A 19,824-nucleotide genomic window follows, 5' to 3' on the forward strand; every position below is an offset into this window, starting at 1 on the left:
GATTCGTCACTTAGCCCAAACAAACAGCATATCGACGACACTTTGCGTCTTATTAACGTGCCCGCCCTTCTCTAGACTGTTGTTTTTCGCCGTTGCCCATCAAGGTCCGTCATGAAGAACAACCGTCACCCCGCCAACGGCAAAAAGCCGATCACCATGTTCGGCCCCGACTTCCCCTTCGCCTTCGATGACTGGATCGAGCACCCGAAAGGCCTGGGCAGCATTCCCGTGGAGAACCACGGCGCTGAAGTGGCAATTATCGGTGCCGGGATAGCCGGTCTGGTGGCGGCCTACGAATTGATGAAGATGGGCCTCAAGCCGGTGGTGTACGAAGCCTCGAAAATGGGTGGCCGCCTGCGCTCGCAGGAGTTCGAAGGCGCCAAAGGCATCGTGGCCGAACTGGGCGGCATGCGCTTTCCGGTGTCCTCGACGGCGTTCTTTCATTACGTCGACAAGCTGGGCCTTGAGTCCAGGCCGTTCCCCAACCCGCTGACCGCGGCGTCTGGCAGCACCGTTATCGACCTGGAAGGCACCACCTACTACGCACAGATGCTCTCGGACCTGCCGGCGCTGTTTCAGGAAGTCGCCGACGCCTGGGCCGACGCACTGGAAAGCGGCTCGCAATTCGGCGACATCCAGCAGGCCATCCGCGACCGCGATGTGCCGCGTCTTAAGGAGCTGTGGAACAAGCTGGTGCCGTTATGGGACGACCGCACGTTCTATGATTTTGTCGCGACTTCCAAGGCCTTCGCCAAGCTGTCTTTCTTTCACCGCGAAGTATTCGGCCAGGTGGGCTTCGGCACGGGCGGCTGGGATTCGGACTTCCCCAACTCGATGCTGGAAATCTTCCGTGTGGTGATGACCAACTGCGATGAACACCAGCACCTGATCGTCGGCGGCGTGCAGCAAGTGCCGGTCGGCTTGTGGAGCCATGTACCCGAACATTGCGCGCACTGGCCCAAGGGCACCAGCCTGTCGTCGTTGCACCGCGGTGCACCACGTCCCGGCGTGAAGCGCATTGCGCGCGCCGAGGATGGCAGTTTTGCGGTGACCGACAATTGGGGCGACACCCGGCAGTACGCCGCTGTGCTGACCACCTGCCAGAGCTGGCTGCTGACCACGCAGATCGAGTGCGAAGAGTCGCTGTTCTCGCAGAAGATGTGGATGGCCCTGGACCGCACCCGCTACATGCAGTCGTCAAAGACCTTCGTGATGGTCGACCGCCCGTTCTGGAAGGACAAAGACCCGGAAACCGGCCGCGACCTGATGAGCATGACCCTCACCGACCGGCTGACCCGTGGCACGTACCTGTTCGATAACGGCGACGACAAGCCAGGCGTGATCTGCCTGTCCTACTCGTGGATGAGCGATGCACTGAAGATGCTCCCGCAGCCCATCGAGAAGCGGGTGAAGCTGGCGCTGGATGCCTTGAAGAAGATCTACCCGAAAGTGGACATCGCAGCGCGGATCATCGGTGATCCGATTACCGTGTCATGGGAAGCTGATCCGCACTTCCTGGGTGCGTTCAAGGGTGCGCTGCCGGGCCATTACCGCTATAACCAGCGCATGTACGCGCACTTCATGCAGCAGGATATGCCCAGCGAACAGCGCGGCATGTTCATCGCCGGCGACGATGTCTCCTGGACACCGGCGTGGGTCGAAGGCGCTGTGCAGACCTCACTGAACGCCGTGTGGGGGATCATGAACCACTTCGGCGGCAAGACTCACGCCGAGAACCCCGGCCCCGGTGATGTGTTCCACGAGATCGGCCCGATAGCACTGGGCGACTGACAGAAGGAAAACCCCATGCGCGTTGCGCTGTATCAATGCCCACCATTGCCGCTGGATGTCAGCGGCAACCTGACTCGCCTGGAACAGCAGGCTCAGGCCGCCGCCAAGCAAGGGTCACAGGTGCTGATCTGTCCGGAAATGTTCCTCAGCGGCTACAACATCGGCGCTCAGGCTGTCGGTGAGCTGGCGCAGGCGCAGGACGGTCCGGCAGCGACGCGCATTGCCGCCATCGCGCAGGCCAGCGGCATTGCGATCCTCTACGGCTATCCGGAGCGCGCGGGCGATGGGCAAATCTACAACGCCGTGCAGTTGATCGACAGCCAGGGCACGCGCCTGTGCAACTACCGCAAAACGCACCTGTTCAGCGAGCTGGACAAGTCGATGTTCGCCGCAGGCGACGATCATTACCCGGTGGTCGAATTGAATGGCTGGCGCCTGGGCCTGCTGATTTGCTACGACGTGGAATTCCCCGAAAATACCCGTCGGCTGGCCCTGGCCGGGGCCGAATTGATTCTGGTCCCCACCGCGAACATGCTGCCTTACGATTTCGTCTGCGACGTGACGGTTCGGGCGCGGGCTTTCGAGAATCACTGCTACGTGGTGTACGCCAACTACTGCGGCAGCGAGGGCGCGATTCGTTACTGCGGGCTCAGCAGCCTCTGCGCACCGGACGGCAGCCGCCCGTTGCTGGCAGGTCAGGACGAGGCACTGCTGGTCGGCACGCTGGACAAGATACTGCTGGCCCAGGCCAGAACCGCGAACGACTACTTCGTGGATCGCCGCCCGGCGCTTTATACGTCGCTGACTTGATCAGATTAGCCGGATGGATAATTCCCACGCAGGAGCGTGCGGAATAATCCTATAACTATCGTGCCCACGCTCCGCGACCATCGTCATACACAAGCCCGCTTTTGATTCTGGCCGGAGCCCGTAGCGAACTTGTTCGCGAAGACGGTCGCATCAGGCGATGCATTTTCGGAAAGCTTGACGGCCCCTTCGCGGACAAGTCCGCTCCTACGCCCGTTGGGCAGAATCAAAAACGGCCTCCTGCCCGAGGGGTAGGGGCGAACTTGTTCGCGAAGACGGTCGCTCAGGCGATGCATGTCCGGAAAGCTTGGCGGCCCCTTCGCGGACAAGTCCGCTCCTACGCCGGTTGGGCAGAATCAAAAACGGCCTCCTGCCCGAGGGGTAGGAGCGAACTTGTTCGCGAAGACGCTCGCTCAGGCGATGCATGTCCGGAAAGCTTGGCGGCCCCTTCGCGGACAAGTCCGCTCCTACGCCCGTTGGGCAGAATCAAAAGCGGCCTCCTGCCCGAGGGGTAGGAGCGAGCTTGTTCGCGAAGACGCTCGCTCAGGCGATGCATGTCCGGAAAGCTTGGCGGCCCCTTCGCGGACAAGTCCGCTCCTACGCCCGTTGGGCAGAATCAAAAACGGCCTCCTGCCCGAGGGGTAGGAGCGAACTTGTTCGCGAAGACGGTCGCTCAAGCGATGCATGTCCGGAAAGCTTGGCGGCCCCTTCGCGGACAAGTCCGCTCCTACGCCCGTTGGGCAGAATCAAAAACGGCCTCCTGCCCGAGGGGTAGGAGCGAACTTGTTCGCGAAGACGCTCGCTCAGGCGATGCATGTCCGGAAAGCTTGGCGGCCCCTTCGCGGACAAGTCCGCTCCTACGCCCGTTGGGCAGAATCAAAAACGGCCTCCTGCCCGAGGGGTAGGAGCGAACTTGTTCGCGAAGACGGTCGTTCAGGCGATGCATGTCCGGAAAGCTTGGCGGCCCCTTCGCGGACAAGTCCGCTCCTACGCCCGTTGGGCAGAATCAAAAACGGCCTCCTGCCCGAGGGGTAGGAGCGAACTTGTTCGCGAAGACGCTCGCTCAGGCGATGCATGTTCGGAAAGCTTGGCGGCCCCTTCGCGGACAAGTCCGCTCCTACGCCCGTTGGGCAGAATCAAAAACGGCCTCCTGCCCGAGGGGTAGGAGCGAACTTGTTCGCGAAGACGGTCGTTCAGGCGATGCATGTCCGGAAAGCTTGGCGGCCCCTTCGCGGACAAGTCCGCTCCTACGCCCGTTGGGCAGAATCAAAAACGGCCTCCTGCCCGAGGGGTAGGAGCGAACTTGTTCGCGAAGACGGTCGCTCAGGCGATGCATTGTCGGGAAGCTTGACGGCCCCTTTGCGTCCTCTATTTCGCAGCCTTGAGCAGCAGGCTCGCGAACGGGTCGGCTAATCCGCTAGCATGACGCTTCGCCTTGCAAAGCTTTCCGGACGCCCCTCATGCCTGCCGCACACTCCGCCGACACTCAACGCCTCACGCTGGCCAACGGCCTGAATGTGCTGCTGTGTCACGAGCCACGGCTCAAGCGCTGTGCGGCCTCATTGCGCGTGGCAGCCGGCAGTCACGATGCGCCACAGGCTTGGCCAGGGCTGGCGCATTTTCTGGAGCACCTGTTTTTTCTCGGCACCGAACGCTTCCTGGCCGGGGACAACTTGATGACCTTTGTGCAGCGTCATGGCGGGCAGGTCAATGCCAGCACCCGCGAGCGCACCACTGACTTCTTCTTCGAACTGCCGCAAGCCGCCTTCGCCCAAGGGCTGGAGCGCCTGTGCGACATGCTTGCCCGGCCGCGCATGGACATCGCAGATCAATTGCGCGAACGCGAAGTGCTGCACGCCGAGTTCATCGCCTGGCTCGGCGATAGCGCATCCCGCGATCAGGCGCGCCTGCTGACAGCGATCAACCCTGAGCATCCGCTACGCGGCTTTCACGCCGGCAATCGCTACAGCCTGTCAGTGCCTAACCCGGCGTTTCAGCAGGCATTGCATGACTTTTATCGAGGCTTCTATCAGGCCGGGCAGATGACGCTGTGCCTGACTGGCCCGCTGCCGATAGCTGAACTGCAGGCGCTGGCGACAAACCACGGCGCGGTTTTCGCCACTGGGATAAAGGTCACACAGCGCCCGCCTCCAGCATTAATGACCAGCCCTCGACAGGCTGGCGAGCAAAACCATCTGCTGTTTGCCTTCGAGGACTTGCCGGACAAGGCTGACGAAGCGGTGGCCTTCTTCTGTCACTGGCTGAACGCAGCGCAGCCTGGCGGGCTGGTTGCCGAGCTGATCCGCAGGGGCCTTTGCACTTCACTGCACGCCGCGCCGCTTTACCAGTTCGGCGGGCAGCTTTTGCTGGATATCGAGTGTAAAGGCGACCCGGCGAACGCGACCGCTATCAGCAGCCTGCTTTTCAGCTGGCTCGGTTTCTTCGAGGCTCACTGGCCGACGCGAATCGAGGAATACCACCGTCTCGAACAACGCCGTCTGCAGATGTGCGGAGCATTGGCTCTGGCCAACCATCACTGTCGCGAAACGCCCGCGCAGTTGAGCGAGCAAGGCCAAAAAGCCTTAAGCGCATTTCTCGCAAAACTCACGGCTGACGTGGATAACCTCGATCCAGAGCCGGTCGACTGGCGCCTGCCCGCCCCGAACCCGTTTCTTGGTACGGCAGTGGACGACCCCGCTGAAGCCGCGCTGTACCTGCGCTGGCAACTGCCGTCCCCACAGCCCGCCTTTTGGCGGATGCTCGACGCCGCGCTCAAGCCACTGGCCGAAGACGCACGTCAGGCCGGGGTAACACTGACCTTCACCGCGTACGGCCCCTACTGGCAGCTACAGTTGAACGGTTTGCGCGAACCCATTGTGGCAGTCCTGCAACAGAGCCTGCTGCGCTTGCAGCACCCCGATACCCACGCACAGGAACACGACGAGCCAGTGTTGATCCCGATTCGTCAGTTGCTCAAGCAGCTTGCCGATCACTTCCTGCGCAGTAACCCGGAGGTGAGCATAAGCGACCTGCCAAGCGTATGGGCGGCTTCGCGCTGGATCAGTTTCACCAGCGGTTTCGGCCCGGCCAGCCAGTCAATGCTGGACGCGGTGTTGAATGCAGCACCCGGCGTTCGGCAAACTTCCCCGGCCGATCTGCCAACCATTCGCGCTGGCAAGCACTGGGCAGCGCAAGCATCGTCTTCCTCGGAAGACGCCGTGCTGGTGTTCTGCCCGGCGCCCACGACTTCCATCGAAGATGAAGCCGCCTGGCGTTTGCTCGCGCACCTGGCCCAGCCGCCGTTCTATCAGCGGCTGCGGGTCGAGCTGCAATTGGGTTACGCGGTGTTCAGTGGCCTCAGGCAGATCGACGGAAAGACCGGCTTGCTGTTCGGTGTGCAATCGCCCACCTGCAATGCCCAGCAACTGCTTGAGCACATCGCGGCCTTTATCGGCAGATTGCCGCAGTTAGTCCACGACGCAGATTTGCCTGAACAGACAAACGCCCTTGCAGCGCAGTTCGAGCCGTCGAACCTGCCGGAGCAACAGCGTGCCGACCTGCAGTGGCAGGCACACCTTGCCGGGCATCAGAGCGACCATGCGCCCACCTTGCAGCGGGCGCTGTCAAATCTGGAAACACACTCGTTGCTGGCCTCTGCGGATCAATTGATCAAGGCCACAGGTGGCTGGCTGATCGTGGCCAATCGCCCTGCCAGCGCGGCCGTTCCGCAATCCTTACCTGAACAGTAACGGTCTTTCATGCAGATTCTAGCCCTGCTGAATTGTGAAAATGAGTAACATAGCTCCCTAAGCATCTGAACGTATGCCTCCAGCGATGCACTAAGATGTAGTCACCCACCGCTGCACTTATCCGAGGAGATTTTTATGTCGTGGACTAAACCTGCTTACACTGATCTGCGTATCGGTTTTGAAGTCACCATGTACTTCGCAAGCCGTTGATTTCAGTGCGCTGTGAAGCCTCGGTTCGCCGGGGCTTTTTTTATGGTTGTGGCTGTTTTTTATTTCAGAGCGTGTCCCAGGAGCTGTCATGTACATCCAGATTCTAGGTTCTGCTGCTGGCGGTGGATTCCCCCAGTGGAACTGCAACTGCGTCAATTGCGCGGGTTTTCGCGACGGCAGCCTGCGTGCCCATGCGCGGACCCAGTCGTCCATTGCGCTGTCCGACGACGGTATCAACTGGGTGCTGTGCAACGCCTCACCGGACATTCGCGCGCAATTGCAGGGCTTTGCGCCGATGCAGCCGGGTCGCGCATTGCGCGACACCGGCATCAGCGCGATCGTGTTGATGGACAGCCAGATCGACCACACCACCGGCCTGCTCAGCCTGCGTGAAGGCTGCCCGCATCAGGTGTGGTGTACCGACATGGTCCATGAGGACCTGAGCACCGGCTTCCCGCTGTTCGAAATGCTCAAGCACTGGAACGGCGGCCTGAGCTGGAACCGCATCGAGTTGCAGGGCAGCTTCGTGATTCCGGCCTGCCCGAACCTGCGCTTCACGCCCTTCCCGCTGCGCAGCGCCGCGCCGCCCTACTCGCCACACCGTTTCGACCCGCACCCGGGCGACAACATCGGCCTGCTGGTCGAAGACACCCGCACCGGCGGCAAGCTGTTCTATGCCCCGGGCCTGGGCAAGGTCGATGAAGCACTGGCCGAGAAGATGCGTGACGCCGACTGCCTGCTGGTCGACGGCACAATGTGGGACGACGACGAAATGCAGCGCCGTGGCGTGGGCACCCGCACCGGCCGGGAAATGGGCCATCTGGCACAGAATGGTCCCGGCGGCATGCTCGAAGTCCTCGAAGGCTTCCCCGAGCAGCGCAAGGTGCTTATCCACATCAACAACACCAACCCGATTCTCGACGAAGACTCCCCGGAACGTGCGGAGCTGCTTCGTCGCAACGTCGAAGTGGCCTTCGATGGCATGAGCATCGAGCTTTAGGAGCTGACATGAGCGAAGCGACTGCGCTGTCCCCCGCCGAATTCGAACAGGCCTTGCGCGCCAAAGGCGCCTATTACCACATCTATCACCCGTTCCATGTGGCGATGTACGAGGGCCGTGCGACCCGCGAGCAGATTCAGGGCTGGGTCGCCAACCGTTTCTACTATCAGGTGAACATTCCGCTCAAGGACGCGGCGATTCTGGCCAACTGCCCGGATCGCGAGATCCGTCGCGAGTGGATTCAGCGCCTGCTCGATCATGACGGTGCGCCCGGCGAAGACGGCGGCATCGAAGCCTGGCTGCGCCTCGGCCAGGCCGTGGGACTGGACCCGGACCAGCTGCGCTCGCAGGAACTGGTGCTGCCAAGCGTGCGCTTTGCCGTCGACGCCTACGTGAACTTCGCCCGCCGCGCCAACTGGCAGGAAGCCGCCAGCAGCTCGCTGACCGAACTGTTCGCCCCGCAGATCCACCAGTCGCGTCTGGACAGCTGGCCGCAGCACTACCCATGGATCGACCCGGCAGGCTATGAGTATTTCCGCACTCGCCTGGGTCAGGCCCGACGCGATGTAGAGCACGGCCTCGCCATCACGTTACAGCACTACACTACGTACGAAGGTCAGCAGCGTATGCTGGAAATCCTGCAGTTCAAACTCGATATCCTGTGGAGCATGCTCGATGCCATGTCCATGGCCTACGAGCTGAACCGCCCGCCGTATCACAGCGTCACAGACCAAAGGGTCTGGCATAAGGGGATTACCCTATGAAGCACGATCCGCAGTTCCGAGCGTTGACACCCAAATGGCATCAAGGCTATCGCTTTCAGTACGAGCCTGCGCAAAAGGCGCGTGTGGTGCTTTACCCTGAAGGCATGATCAAACTCAATGAAAGCGCGGCCCTGATTGGCGGGCTGATCGATGGCAAGCGCAGCATCGCCGCCATCATTGATGAGCTTCATCAGCAGTTCCCCAATGTTCCCGAACTGGGCATGGACGTCGACGAGTTCATGGAAGGCGCCAAAAAGAAAAACTGGATCGATCTTGTCTGACATAGCACCCGTCACCAACACCCCGTACATACCGCCCACTCCCGAGGTCGGGCTGCCGCTGTGGCTGCTCGCCGAGCTGACCTATCGCTGCCCGTTGCAATGCCCGTATTGCTCCAACCCCCTGGATTTCGCCAAACAGGGCCAGGAGCTGAGCACCGCGCAGTGGTTCAAGGTCATGCAGGAAGCGCGGGAAATGGGTGCGGCGCAGATCGGTTTTTCCGGCGGCGAGCCGCTGGTGCGCCAGGACCTCGCCGAACTGATCGCCGAGGCGCGGCGTCTGGGCTTCTACACCAACCTGATCACCTCGGGCATCGGCCTTACCGAAGAGAAGATCATCGCCTTCAAGGAAGCAGGCCTGGACCACATCCAGATCAGCTTTCAGGCCAGCGACGAGCAGGTCAACAACATGCTCGCCGGCTCGAAAAAAGCCTTCGCGCAGAAGCTGGAAATGGCCCGAGCGGTGAAAAGGCATGGCTACCCAATGGTGCTGAACTTCGTGACCCACCGTCACAACATCGACCGTATCGACAAGATCATCGAGCTGTGTCTCGCGCTGGAAGCGGACTTCGTCGAACTGGCGACCTGTCAGTTCTATGGCTGGGCGCATCTGAATCGCGTCGGTCTGCTGCCGACCAAAGATCAACTGGTCCGCGCCGAAGCCGTCACCAACGAATACCGCGCCCGGCTGGAGGCAGAGAATCATCCGTGCAAACTGATTTTCGTCACCCCTGATTATTACGAAGAACGTCCCAAAGCCTGCATGAACGGCTGGGGCAATATCTTCCTGACCGTGACACCGGATGGCACGGCGCTGCCCTGCCACGGCGCGCGGCAGATGCCGATCCAGTTCCCCAACGTACGCGATCACAGCATGCAGCACATCTGGTACGACTCGTTCGGCTTCAATCGCTTCCGCGGTTACGACTGGATGCCCGAGCCGTGCCGTTCGTGTGACGAGAAGGAAAAGGATTTCGGCGGCTGTCGCTGCCAGGCCTTCATGCTGACCGGCGACGCTGCCAATGCCGACCCGGTGTGCAGCAAATCCTATCACCACGGGATTATCACTCAGGCTCGTGACGAGTCCGAAACCGCTACTCAAACCATTGAAGAGCTGGCCTTTCGCAATGACCGAAACTCACGACTCATCGCAAAATCCTCCTGACCGCCTGAGCGCCGCCCAGGCGGTCGCTGCAGGCGTCGACTTCGCCGAACTGGATGTCAGCTCGGCGGGCCTGTTCTGGAACGAATACCGCCCCGAAGACGGCGCGAGCCGCATCTGGCACTGGTACGCCAACAGCAAGCGCTGCCTGACGCCACAAGGTTTCAGCGTACGCAGCCGGGTGTATGAATACGGTGGTGGTTCGTTCTGCCTCGCCGACGACGCCGTAGTCTTCGTCAACGAGCGCGACCAGCAACTGTATCGACAGGCCCTGGACGCCAGCGAGCCGGTGGCGCTGACCGAGGGCGACAAGCGCTACGGCGGCGTGTTCTTCAGCGGCGGCCGGATTCTGGCCGTTGAAGAGGACCGCAACACGCATCGACTGGTGGCTATCGAGCTGGCTGACGGCAAGCGTCAGTTGCTGGCCGAAGGCGCTGATTTCTACTCATCGCCGATTGTCAGTGCCGACGGCAGACGCCTGGCCTGGATCGAATGGCAGCGCCCGCATCAGCCGTGGACCAGCACCCGTTTGATGTGTGCGACCAGACAGGACGACGGCAGTTGGGCCACTGCGCAGTGCATCGCAGGCGACGGTGCGCAAGAGTCTCTGCAACAACCACGCTTCGATGCCCATGGGCGTCTGTATTGCCTGACTGATCGTGCAGGTTTCTGGCAGCCGTGGGGCGAATCGCCTTCCGGGTTTGCGCCGCTTCACGCCCGTCCGGCGGATCATGCTTCCGCGCCGTGGCAAATGGGCAGTTGCACCTGGCTGCCGATCAACGATGGTTACCTGGCGAGCTGGTTTGCAGACGGTTCAAGTATCCTGGGGCTTTCTCAGGCTGACGGCAGCGTCGAGGACTTCAGCGCGGGTTACAGCCGCTTTCGCAGCCTCGCCATTGACGAAGAGTTCGTCTATTGCATCGCCGCCTCGGCCATCAGCACCTCAGCGGTACTGGCCATTTCTCGCCACGACGCCAGTGTTCAGGTGCTTGCCGGAGGGGGGTCGCCGCTGCCGGCCGATCAGATCAGCCGTCCTCAGACGTTGCGTTACCCCAGTGGCGGGGCCGAGGCTCATGGCTACTTCTATCCGGCCATGACCGGCGCAGAAAAACCGCCGCTGGTGGTGTTCATCCATGGCGGCCCGACCTCTGCGTGCTACCCGGTGCTGGACCCGCGCATTCAGTACTGGACGCACCGCGGCTTCGCCGTCGCAGACCTCAATTATCGCGGCAGCAGCGGCTACGGCCGCGTGTACCGGCAAGGCCTGCACCTCACCTGGGGCGTGGCGGACGTCGAAGATGCCTGTGCAGTGGTCAACCATCTGGCCGAGCGCGGCTTGATTGACGAACGACAGGCTTTCATTCGCGGCGGCAGTGCCGGTGGCTACACCACGCTCTGCGCGTTGGCCTTCCGCGACGTATTCCGCGCAGGGGCCAGCCTTTACGGCGTCAGCGACCCGGTAGCACTGGCCAGGGCGACGCATAAATTCGAGGGTGATTATCTGGACTGGCTGATCGGCGATCCCGACAAGGACATCGAGCGCTATCAGGCTCGTACGCCCCTGCTGCACGCCGACAGCATCAAAGTGCCGGTGATTTTCTTTCAGGGCGAACTGGATGCCGTGGTGGTTCCGGAACAGACCCGGTCCATGCTCAAGGCCTTGCAGGACAACGGTATCAAGACCGAAGCGCACTTCTATGCGGACGAGCATCATGGGTTCCGCAAGGCAAACAACCTGGCAGATGCGCTGGAGAAGGAATGGCGTTTCTATCGGGAGGTGCTGGATGCCTGATCAGGCCGTGTGATCGTTCCCGCGTCAGGGAACGATCAGCGTGTGCAGCGAGGTGTTACTTACGCGAAACGATGATATAGATCGCGTGGATGATGCCCGGGATGTAACCCAGCAGGGTCAGCAGGATATTCAACCAAAAAGCGCCAGCAAAGCCTACTTGCATGAACACGCCTACCGGAGGCAGCAGAATGGCGAAAATGATACGAATGATGTCCATGAAAAGCTCCTGATTGATTGGCTCTGATTGGCCATACAGCTAATCGACCCTGCCCGGCGGCGAGGGTTCAACCGGCTCTGGCACCGCGCCATTATTCTTTCTCGGGAGAGGATCAGGACAAGCATTGCACTGCGGGCACAACATCGTGTGCTGCGAGCAGAAAGAACATCGAATCGTTAAAACGCAAACAAAGAAAACCCCGCCGAAGCGGGGCTTTCCCGACTGTTTCCCTGATTTCCCTTTCACCCCGCCATCCTGGCAGGCTTCCCTACGTGTCCCTGTTATGTCTTGTTGCGCGTCCTGCGCTACGTCCATGAACAAAGATTAACTTTGGATCCCTTTCTTGGGAAGAGGCCAATTGGCGTCACGTAGTGTAAGCAAATGCTTACAAGACTTTTCCAGGTCAGAATTGTGACGCCTTCAACAGGTACAGCGACTCGCTACCCGCGCGTACCGAGGCATCCAGCGAGTGAATACGCGGCAGCAGACGTGCGAAGTAGAAGCGTGCGGTCCCCAGCTTGCTTGCGTAGAACTCCTCCTGCTGCTCCTTGCCGAGTGCTGCCTTGGCCATCATGGCCCACATGTAGGCATACGCGGTGTAACCGAACAGATGCAGATATTCCACAGAGGCCGCACCGATTTCATTGGGGTTGTTGCGCGAGCGATCCAGCACCCAGCCGGTCAGCTCATCGAGCATATTCAAGGCTTTGCTCAGCGGCTGAGTGAACTCGCTGAGCGCGTTGTCCGAGCCGGTGATGAACTGGCGGACTTCATCGGAGAACAGCTGATAGAACGCGCCATTCGAGCCGACGATCTTGCGCCCGACCAGGTCCAGCGCCTGAATGCCGTTGGTGCCTTCGTAGATCTGCGTGATACGCACGTCACGCACCAGTTGTTCCTGGCCCCACTCGCGGATGTAACCATGGCCGCCGAATACCTGCTGGCCATGCACGGTGGTTTCCAGACCGATATCACTCAGGAACGCCTTGGAGACCGGTGTCAGCAGTGCTACCAGATCATCGGCACGCTTGCGCGCGGTATCGTCTTCGCTGAACTTGGCAATATCCAGTTGCAGGGCGACGTAGCTGGAAAACGCCCGACCGCCTTCGTTGAAGGCTTTCATGGTCAACAGCATGCGACGCACGTCAGGATGGACGATGATCGGGTCAGCGGCCTTGTCCTTGTTCTGCGCACCGGTCGGGGCACGGCTCTGCAGACGGTCCTGCGCATACTCGACGGCGGCCTGATAAGAGCGCACGCCAGACGCCAGGCCCTGGATACCGACGCCGAGGCGCTCGTAGTTCATCATCGTAAACATCGCCGCCAGCCCTTTGTTAGGCTCGCCGATCAGGTAACCGGTGGCGGCGTCGAAGTTCATCACGCACGTCGCAGACGCCTGGATGCCCATCTTGTGCTCGATCGAGCCACAACTGACGGTGTTGCGCTCGCCGAGGCTGCCGTCGTCACCAACCATGAACTTGGGCACCAGAAACAGCGAGATGCCCTTCGGGCCAGGCGGAGCATCCGGCAACTTGGCCAGTACCAGATGGATGATGTTTTCGGTCAGGTCGTGTTCGCCACCGGTAATGAAAATCTTGCTGCCGGTGATCTGGTAGGCGCCGTCCGCCTGGGGTTCGGCGCGCGTGCGAATAATGCCCAGGTCAGTACCGGCGTGGGCCTCGGTCAGGCACATCGACCCGGCCCAGACGCCCGAATACATATTGGGCAGAAATTTGTTCTTGAGCTCCTCGGTCGCGTGGGTGTCTATCGACACGCAGGCGCCGGAGGTGAGCATCGCGTACAGACCGAACGCCAGGCTGGCAGAGTTGAGCATCTCTTCGACCTGAGCCGACACCACCTTGGGCATGCCCATGCCGCCAAACTCGGGGTTACCGCCTACACCGACCCAGCCGCCTTCGGCGTAGATCTTATAGGCCTCGGGAAAACCGGCAGGCGTGGTGACGACGGTGTCCTTCCAGTGGCAGCCCTCCTCGTCACCATTGCGGCTCAGCGGCGCAATGGTCTTGCTGGTCACTTTACCGGCTTCTTCGAGAATGGCTTCGACCGTTTCGACGTCGACTGTTTCGGCCAGCTCGGGCAGTTGAGCCCAGAGCTTTGAAACCTCGAAGACTTCATTGAGGACGAAGCGCATATCGCGCAGTGGCGCTTTATAGTCAGCCATGGCAAACCTCGTGAACACGGATCGAAATGCTTTGGGAAGCCGATCGATGCATCCAGCGACGCAGATCAGCAGTCGAGTTCCACGAGTCTAACCGAACAACATTTCAGAGACATAGGGTCGTGTCATGACTGAATAGTCATAACAGGTCACGGGAAGTGCCAGGGTTTGCTCAGGTTGCCGCTTCAGTGGTGCGCACAGCGCCGCGTCGGTTCAACTGCCCGTAAGCCACCACACAATTGCGCCCGGCGCCCTTGGCTGCATACAGCGCCTGGTCGGCGCTTTTGAGCACTTCTTCGGGCGTGCGATGCTCCGGCTGGCGTTCGGCAACGCCGATACTCACCGTCACCGACACGCTGCCAGCCTGCGCGCCGCTTCGACGCTGTCGGCCTTGCTGGTCGTCCTGAGGGCGATTGTCCTTGTTGCGCAGCTGAATTTCGTAACTGGCGATGGTCTCGCGGATGGCTTCCAGGTGCGGCATGCACTCATTGATGCTCTTGGCGGCGAACACAATGGCGAATTCCTCACCGCCATAGCGATAGGCCTTGCCGCCACCATTGGTGATTTTCGACAGCTTGCTGGCCACCAGACGCAGCACCTGATCGCCCACATCGTGGCCGTGGGTGTCATTGAATTTCTTGAAGTGATCCACGTCGCTCATCGCCAGCACATAGTTGCGACCCAGACGCTGCATGCGCTCATTGAGCGCCCGACGCCCAGGCAGCCCGGTAAGCTCGTCGCGGAAGGCCATCTGATAGGCCTCGTGAGCGACGGCAGCGGCAATCATCAGCATCACCTGGCTGCAAAGGATGTTCAGTGTGAACGGCAGGATGAAGGTTTTGGGCAATGCCCAGAGCAAACCCAGCAGGCCGACGATCTGCGCCGCATGCAGCGGTCGCGGCTTTTCCAGGTATTGCCAGATCAGCACCCCGAACGACACCAGAAACATCGCATAGGACAACTGAATCAGGCTCATCCATGCGCCATGCAGGACAGGCCAGCGAATGTCCGCCAGCCAGACTTGCAGCTCGACCGGATAACTTTGCTCAAGCCCCACCGCCACGCCGCCCAGCGCCACCAGCACCGCGAGCCGCGCAACCATGTCCTGGAACAGATGCGTTCGTTCCTCCCATGCCGCATATAACCCGAACAGCAGCGGCAGCAGCAGGCAGACCAGGTGAAAGATCACCGCCGCATCCTCGCGAACCTTGCCGTTGTCACGGTAGTAGTCGGTCTGGGTGTCGAGCAGGTAGTAGGCGATATACACCGTGAGCATCAGAAACAGCTCGCGCTGACGTCGATAAACACAGCAGTACGCACCGCCCAACAGAAGAACCAGAGTAGGAAGCACGTTGAACAGCGAGGTGAAGAAGACGTTCAGGTCCTTTACGTACGCAGCCGCCAGCCCCGCCACCAGCAAACCCAGTGAAGGCAGAAAATGACTCAAGCGTGCAGCTGATGGACGCAACAAAAGGGGTTATCTCCTACCCGGCATCTGGATGACTGGCTGGCCTAATGGCATTGTGCCCTTCGTCAGCGAACAATGCATCGGCAGGATCAACAAACAACTTAATTTCTGTAACGGCAGGAAGTGGGAAATGTTTATTGCGGGATTTCTCGTACCCGTACGTTGGCATGCAGTTCGTGACGCTCTAGGTCGTGCTGCAGCGCAAAGTCATGCTTTACCTGTCATCACTGCACATAAAAGCGCTTTGTTATCGCGATGGCACAGACGACGCAGAGTGCGACGTTAGTGACGGCTGAGTCCTGGCGCTGATCCGGCGGTAACTCGGCAAGGATGCCGAGTTAGCCGCATCCGGGCCATGGATGGCCCGTTGCGGCGACCCCCGGATCAGTGACAGGGCAAAGGAACCCGACGAAGTCGGGCCGGAAACGGAGCTGCGGGCTTTGCCTACTTTGGCCCCATCAAAGTAGGTCGCCGAGGGGCGAAAAGGTGACCTGAGTCGAACCCCAATCCACCCGACATCGCAGAGCCCTGTGTGACGCAGAGCGTCACGAACTGCATTCCCACGCGGAGCGTGAGGAACGATAGTCATCAGGTTCCGGGCCGTGCCTCTAGCCCGACTACTCTAAAGTGCTTTTCGGACACGATGGCATAGACGACGCAGAGTGCGACGTAAGTGACGGCTGAGTCCTGGCGCTGATCCGGGGGTAGCCTGGCAGGACGCCAGGCTAGCCGCACCGGGCCATGGAGGGCCCGTTGCGGCGACCCCCGGATCAGTGACAGGTCGAAGGAACCCGACGAAGTCGGGCCGGAAACGGAGCCAGGGGCTTTGGTCACTTTGGCCCCATCAAAGTGACTCGCCGAGGGGCGAAAAGGTGACCTGAGTCGAACCCAAATCCACCTGACAAAGAAAACCCCTGTGTGACGCAGAGCGTCACGAACTGCATTCCCACGCGTGCGTGAGGAACGAGAGGTGTCCTGGAGAACATCGTGACTATGCACGGGGCCTGAGCGCCTTCTCAGGTCTCGCCGGGAATTCGAATACAGCCATGCGCTAAAACGCACCCATAAAAAAACCGCCTGATCAGCGATCAGGCGGTTTTCATGACAGCAGCGACGCTTAGTAAGCCAGGCCGAAGTCTTCTTCTTTCATGTCCATCAGGTTGGCAGCGCCCGACAGAATGGCCGCCACGTGGGTGCGGGTGCGCGGCAGGATGCGCTGGAAGTAGAAACGCGCGGTCTGGATCTTCGCGCGGTAGAACGCCTCGTCCGACGCACCGGCCGCCAGCTTCTCGGCCGCAACACGCGCCATATCAGCCCAGAAGTACGCCAGGCAGGCATAGCCGGAAAACATGATGTAATCCACCGATGCAGCACCCACTTCTTCGCGATCCTTCATCGCCGCCATGCCGACTTTCAGAGTCAGGTCGCCCCACTCCTTGTTCAGCGCAGCCAGTGGCGTCACGAATTCCTGCACAACTTCGTTGCCTTCATTGCTCTGGCAGAACTTGTGCACGATCTTGGTGAAGCCCTTGAGCGCTTCGCCCTGGGTCATCAACACCTTGCGGCCCAGCAGATCAAGCGCCTGGATACCGGTGGTGCCTTCGTACAGCATCGAAATCCGGCTGTCGCGAACGTTCTGCTCCATGCCCCACTCGGCAATGAAGCCATGGCCGCCGTAGATCTGCACACCGTGGTTGGCGGCTTCAAAGCCCACTTCCGTCATGAACGCCTTGGCGATCGGGGTCATGAACGCCAGCAATGCATCAGCGGCTTTCTTTTGCTCCGGGTCTTCGCTGTACTTGACGATGTCGACCTGCTTGGCCGTGAAGTACACCATGGCACGCGTGCCTTCGGCGAACGCCTTCATGGTCAGCAGCATGCGACGCACATCAGGGTGAACGATGATCGGGTCAGCGGCTTTTTCCGGTGCCTTGGGGCCGGTCAGCGAACGCATTTGCAGGCGATCACGGGCATATTGCAGGCCGCCCTGGAAGGCGACTTCGGCGTGCGCCAGACCTTGCAGTGCAGTGCCCAGACGCGCAGTGTTCATGAACGTGAACATGCAGTTCAGGCCCTTGTTCGGCGGACCGATCAGGTAGCCGGTAGCGCCGTCGAAGTTCATCACGCAGGTGGCGTTGCCGTGGATGCCCATCTTGTGCTCGATGGAGCCGCAGTTCACCGCGTTGCGCTCACCGATGCTGCCATCGGCAGCCGAGAGGAACTTGGGCACGATGAACAGCGAAATGCCTTTGGTGCCAGCCGGTGCATCCGGCAGGCGGGCCAGCACGATGTGGACGATGTTATCGGCCATGTCGTGTTCGCCGGCGGAAATGAAGATCTTGGTGCCGGTGACCTTGTAGGTCCCGTCAGCCTGAGGTTCGGCCCGGGTGCGCAGCATGCCCAGGTCGGTACCGCAATGCGACTCGGTCAGGCACATGGTGCCGGTCCATTCGCCGGACACCAGCTTGGTCAGGTACGCGTCCTGCTGCTCGGGCGTGCCGTGCTCGGAGATCGTGTTCATCGCGCCATGCGACAGGCCCGGGTACATGCCCCACGACCAGTTGGCTTCGCCGACCATCTCGCTGACCGCCAGGCCCAGCGACTCGGGCAGACCCTGACCGCCGTGCGCAACGTCATGCGCCAGACTCGGCCAGCCGCCTTCGACGAACTGTTTGTAAGCCTGTTTGAAGCCGTTCGGCGTCTTCACGCCCGACTCGCTCCAGGTGCAACCCTCGGTATCGCCCACACGGTTCAGCGGCGCCAGCACCTGCTCACAGAACTTGGCGCCCTCTTCAAGAATGGCGTCGACCATGTCCGGAGTGGCGTCATGACAGGCTGGCAGACTCTGATAGTGCGCTTCATAGCCGAGCAGTTCATCACGAACAAAACGAATATCACGCAAGGGGGCCTTGTAGTCAGGCATAGCGATAACCTCTGCTGATGAATCCTGGAACGAATGACCGGGCGGTCGCTGGAGAGACACCCTCAAGCGCCAGACAATCTCGTATGCCTCGCGGTCAAACAGGTGTTTGAAACATACGTTTACGCCCAAACCTTGTCAATAGTGCAGCATGCACCATTCGTCCACGGCCCATGCGTAAGCCACGCAGGCGTACGTCGTGCGGGGGCGAGAGAAGCGTAAGCAAAAGTCTAGTGGAGGGCGAAACCAGGTGCAGGCGTGATACAGGACAATGATGCGGAGAAATTCAGGGAGCAACGCCGTGCGCTGAGGGCACGGCGAGAATTGACGCGAAAATCAGGCGTAGGTGTCGATCAGCGTGCCAAGCATTTCATTGCTGGCTTTCTGCGCAGCCAGTCCGGCTGCAAACTGATCCTTGCCGGCTTCGAGTTCGACCATATTGGACGACAGGTCGGAGCGCTGGCTACGGTCGACCGAGCGCAGGTTCTCGAGCTGAAAGTCTGAAGACTGGCTTCTGCCCGACACTTCGATATTGGAGCTGGCAATCTGGGTGGCCGCCTGATCCACACGACTTTGCCCGACCTGCATTGCGCTAAGGCCCGGGTAGAGGGTGTTGTTCATGGTGATTTGCATAAGCCGATCCTCAGTTCAAAAAACGAACACAAGCCATTGAACCAGCATTTGTCCGGAAATACTCGACAAACAGACTAATGGCACTAGGCCGCACGATAGCCTGGGTCTTGAAAATCCAAAACTGTCTTGCTGGTCAGCCACATAGCGGCGCTGTCAGCTCAACACCTTCAAATCAAGATACTGCGCCACATTTTCGGCACTTGCCTCATCCAATCGCGGCACCCGCCCCAGACAAGGTGCGGGCAGACGCTCGACCAGCGTGGCGAGGTTTTCTTCAAGCCGCGAGGTGTCGGCATCCACGATGTTGGCCACCCAGCCAGCCAGACGTAAACCGTCGCGGGCAATCGCTTCAGCAGTCAGCACCGCATGATTGATGCAGCCCAGACGCACGCCCACCACCAGAATCACCGGTAGATCCAGGGCAATGGCCAGATCGGACAACGTGCTCTGCCCGGACAGCGGCACACGCCAGCCGCCTGCCCCTTCGATCAGGGTGAAATCGGCCTGTCTGGTGAGCATATGCCGCATGGGTTGCAGCACCGAGTCGACCGTCAGCGCGACGCCGGCTTCGCGTGCTGCCAGGTGCGGAGCAATGGCCGGTTCGAAGGCCAGCGGATTGACTTCAGCGTAATCCAGCTCGACAGAACACTCGGCCAGCAACGCCAGGGCATCCGGATTACGCAGCCCCTGTGGCGTGACCAAACAACCGGACGCGACGGGCTTGCCGGCTGCCGTGCTCAGGCCGGACGAACGGGCGGCATGCAGCAAACCGGCAGCCACCGTGGTCTTGCCAGCGTCGGTATCGGTTCCGGTGATGAAGTAGGCGGCAGTCATCTCAGCAGTCTTTCCTGTCA

At 60.6% G+C, this 19,824-nt stretch carries 15 protein-coding genes; 9 read left to right on the plus strand and 6 right to left on the minus strand.

Going from position 1 to position 19,824, the window contains the following annotated elements; all coding sequences use genetic code 11:
• Window positions 1-111 precede the first annotated feature (111 nt).
• The 9 genes from AC54XV_RS24425 to AC54XV_RS24465 all read left to right on the plus strand — a co-directional run bounded on the left by AC54XV_RS24425 (window position 112) and on the right by AC54XV_RS24465 (window position 11,553).
• Window positions 112-1,791, plus strand: coding sequence for a flavin monoamine oxidase family protein (locus AC54XV_RS24425; RefSeq protein ID WP_003341224.1), 1,680 nt, complete (start codon window positions 112-114; stop codon window positions 1,789-1,791).
• Between the two features lie 15 nt (window positions 1,792-1,806).
• Complete coding sequence (locus AC54XV_RS24430; RefSeq protein WP_060406099.1) at window positions 1,807-2,601, plus strand: carbon-nitrogen hydrolase family protein; 795 nt, start codon at window positions 1,807-1,809, stop codon at window positions 2,599-2,601.
• Between the two features lie 1,457 nt (window positions 2,602-4,058).
• The gene (gene pqqF / locus AC54XV_RS24435) at window positions 4,059-6,347 is read left to right on the plus strand and encodes a pyrroloquinoline quinone biosynthesis protein PqqF (protein ID WP_104652568.1); all 2,289 of its coding nucleotides are present in this window, start codon (window positions 4,059-4,061) and stop codon (window positions 6,345-6,347) included.
• A gap of 135 nt (window positions 6,348-6,482) precedes the next feature.
• Window positions 6,483-6,557 carry a pyrroloquinoline quinone precursor peptide PqqA gene (pqqA, locus tag AC54XV_RS24440; protein ID WP_003422658.1) on the plus strand — a complete coding sequence of 25 codons (75 nt, stop codon included), beginning with the start codon at window positions 6,483-6,485 and terminating at the stop codon, window positions 6,555-6,557.
• A gap of 88 nt (window positions 6,558-6,645) precedes the next feature.
• Window positions 6,646-7,557 carry a pyrroloquinoline quinone biosynthesis protein PqqB gene (pqqB, locus tag AC54XV_RS24445; RefSeq protein WP_024641268.1) on the plus strand — a complete coding sequence of 304 codons (912 nt, stop codon included), beginning with the start codon at window positions 6,646-6,648 and terminating at the stop codon, window positions 7,555-7,557.
• Between the two features lie 8 nt (window positions 7,558-7,565).
• Entirely contained in the window at window positions 7,566-8,321 is a 756-nt protein-coding gene (gene pqqC / locus AC54XV_RS24450) for a pyrroloquinoline-quinone synthase PqqC (RefSeq protein WP_104652567.1), read from the plus strand.
• On the plus strand, window positions 8,318-8,602 hold the full coding sequence (gene pqqD, locus AC54XV_RS24455; RefSeq protein ID WP_496717304.1) for a pyrroloquinoline quinone biosynthesis peptide chaperone PqqD: 285 nt from the start codon (window positions 8,318-8,320) through the stop codon (window positions 8,600-8,602). The genes pqqC and pqqD overlap by 4 nt, the downstream gene beginning before the upstream one ends.
• Window positions 8,595-9,764, plus strand: coding sequence for a pyrroloquinoline quinone biosynthesis protein PqqE (pqqE, locus tag AC54XV_RS24460; protein ID WP_104652566.1), 1,170 nt, complete (start codon window positions 8,595-8,597; stop codon window positions 9,762-9,764). Before pqqD ends, pqqE begins: the two co-directional genes overlap by 8 nt.
• Window positions 9,727-11,553, plus strand: coding sequence for a S9 family peptidase (locus tag AC54XV_RS24465; RefSeq protein WP_148193971.1), 1,827 nt, complete (start codon window positions 9,727-9,729; stop codon window positions 11,551-11,553). The genes pqqE and AC54XV_RS24465 overlap by 38 nt, the downstream gene beginning before the upstream one ends.
• A gap of 55 nt (window positions 11,554-11,608) precedes the next feature.
• Here AC54XV_RS24465 and AC54XV_RS24470 read toward each other — a convergent pair whose 3' ends face one another.
• The 6 genes from AC54XV_RS24470 to bioD all read right to left on the minus strand — a co-directional run bounded on the left by AC54XV_RS24470 (window position 11,609) and on the right by bioD (window position 19,804).
• Complete coding sequence (locus tag AC54XV_RS24470) at window positions 11,609-11,770, minus strand: YqaE/Pmp3 family membrane protein (RefSeq protein WP_002555565.1); 162 nt, start codon at window positions 11,768-11,770, stop codon at window positions 11,609-11,611.
• Between the two features lie 403 nt (window positions 11,771-12,173).
• Complete coding sequence (locus tag AC54XV_RS24475; RefSeq protein WP_024659547.1) at window positions 12,174-13,952, minus strand: acyl-CoA dehydrogenase C-terminal domain-containing protein; 1,779 nt, start codon at window positions 13,950-13,952, stop codon at window positions 12,174-12,176.
• Between the two features lie 169 nt (window positions 13,953-14,121).
• Window positions 14,122-15,420: a GGDEF domain-containing protein gene (locus AC54XV_RS24480; RefSeq protein WP_024659548.1), complete on the minus strand. Its 1,299-nt coding sequence runs from the start codon at window positions 15,418-15,420 to the stop codon at window positions 14,122-14,124.
• Window positions 15,421-16,534: 1,114 nt separating this feature from the next.
• The gene (locus AC54XV_RS24485) at window positions 16,535-18,340 is read right to left on the minus strand and encodes a phenylacyl-CoA dehydrogenase (RefSeq protein WP_011269169.1); all 1,806 of its coding nucleotides are present in this window, start codon (window positions 18,338-18,340) and stop codon (window positions 16,535-16,537) included.
• 333 nt (window positions 18,341-18,673) lie between these two features.
• Window positions 18,674-18,970: a hypothetical protein gene (locus tag AC54XV_RS24490; protein WP_003419817.1), complete on the minus strand. Its 297-nt coding sequence runs from the start codon at window positions 18,968-18,970 to the stop codon at window positions 18,674-18,676.
• Window positions 18,971-19,123: 153 nt separating this feature from the next.
• A complete protein-coding gene (bioD, locus tag AC54XV_RS24495; RefSeq protein WP_058822070.1) occupies window positions 19,124-19,804 on the minus strand; it encodes a dethiobiotin synthase in 681 nt (226 codons plus the stop codon).
• Between the last annotated feature and the right edge of the window lie 20 nt (window positions 19,805-19,824).

The sequence above is a fragment of the Pseudomonas fragariae (ex Marin et al. 2024) genome (assembly GCF_059621105.1).

Coding starts and splice junctions, on each gene's coding strand:
- AC54XV_RS24475 (WP_024659547.1), bottom strand. CDS start 13,952: ATGGCTGACTATAAAGCGCCACTGCGCGATATGCGCTTCGTCCTCAAT.
- pqqF (WP_104652568.1), top strand. CDS start 4,059: ATGCCTGCCGCACACTCCGCCGACACTCAACGCCTCACGCTGGCCAAC.
- pqqC (WP_104652567.1), top strand. CDS start 7,566: ATGAGCGAAGCGACTGCGCTGTCCCCCGCCGAATTCGAACAGGCCTTG.
- pqqD (WP_496717304.1), top strand. CDS start 8,318: ATGAAGCACGATCCGCAGTTCCGAGCGTTGACACCCAAATGGCATCAA.
- bioD (WP_058822070.1), bottom strand. CDS start 19,804: ATGACTGCCGCCTACTTCATCACCGGAACCGATACCGACGCTGGCAAG.
- AC54XV_RS24425 (WP_003341224.1), top strand. CDS start 112: ATGAAGAACAACCGTCACCCCGCCAACGGCAAAAAGCCGATCACCATG.
- AC54XV_RS24430 (WP_060406099.1), top strand. CDS start 1,807: ATGCGCGTTGCGCTGTATCAATGCCCACCATTGCCGCTGGATGTCAGC.
- pqqB (WP_024641268.1), top strand. CDS start 6,646: ATGTACATCCAGATTCTAGGTTCTGCTGCTGGCGGTGGATTCCCCCAG.
- AC54XV_RS24470 (WP_002555565.1), bottom strand. CDS start 11,770: ATGGACATCATTCGTATCATTTTCGCCATTCTGCTGCCTCCGGTAGGC.
- AC54XV_RS24485 (WP_011269169.1), bottom strand. CDS start 18,340: ATGCCTGACTACAAGGCCCCCTTGCGTGATATTCGTTTTGTTCGTGAT.
- AC54XV_RS24490 (WP_003419817.1), bottom strand. CDS start 18,970: ATGCAAATCACCATGAACAACACCCTCTACCCGGGCCTTAGCGCAATG.
- AC54XV_RS24465 (WP_148193971.1), top strand. CDS start 9,727: ATGACCGAAACTCACGACTCATCGCAAAATCCTCCTGACCGCCTGAGC.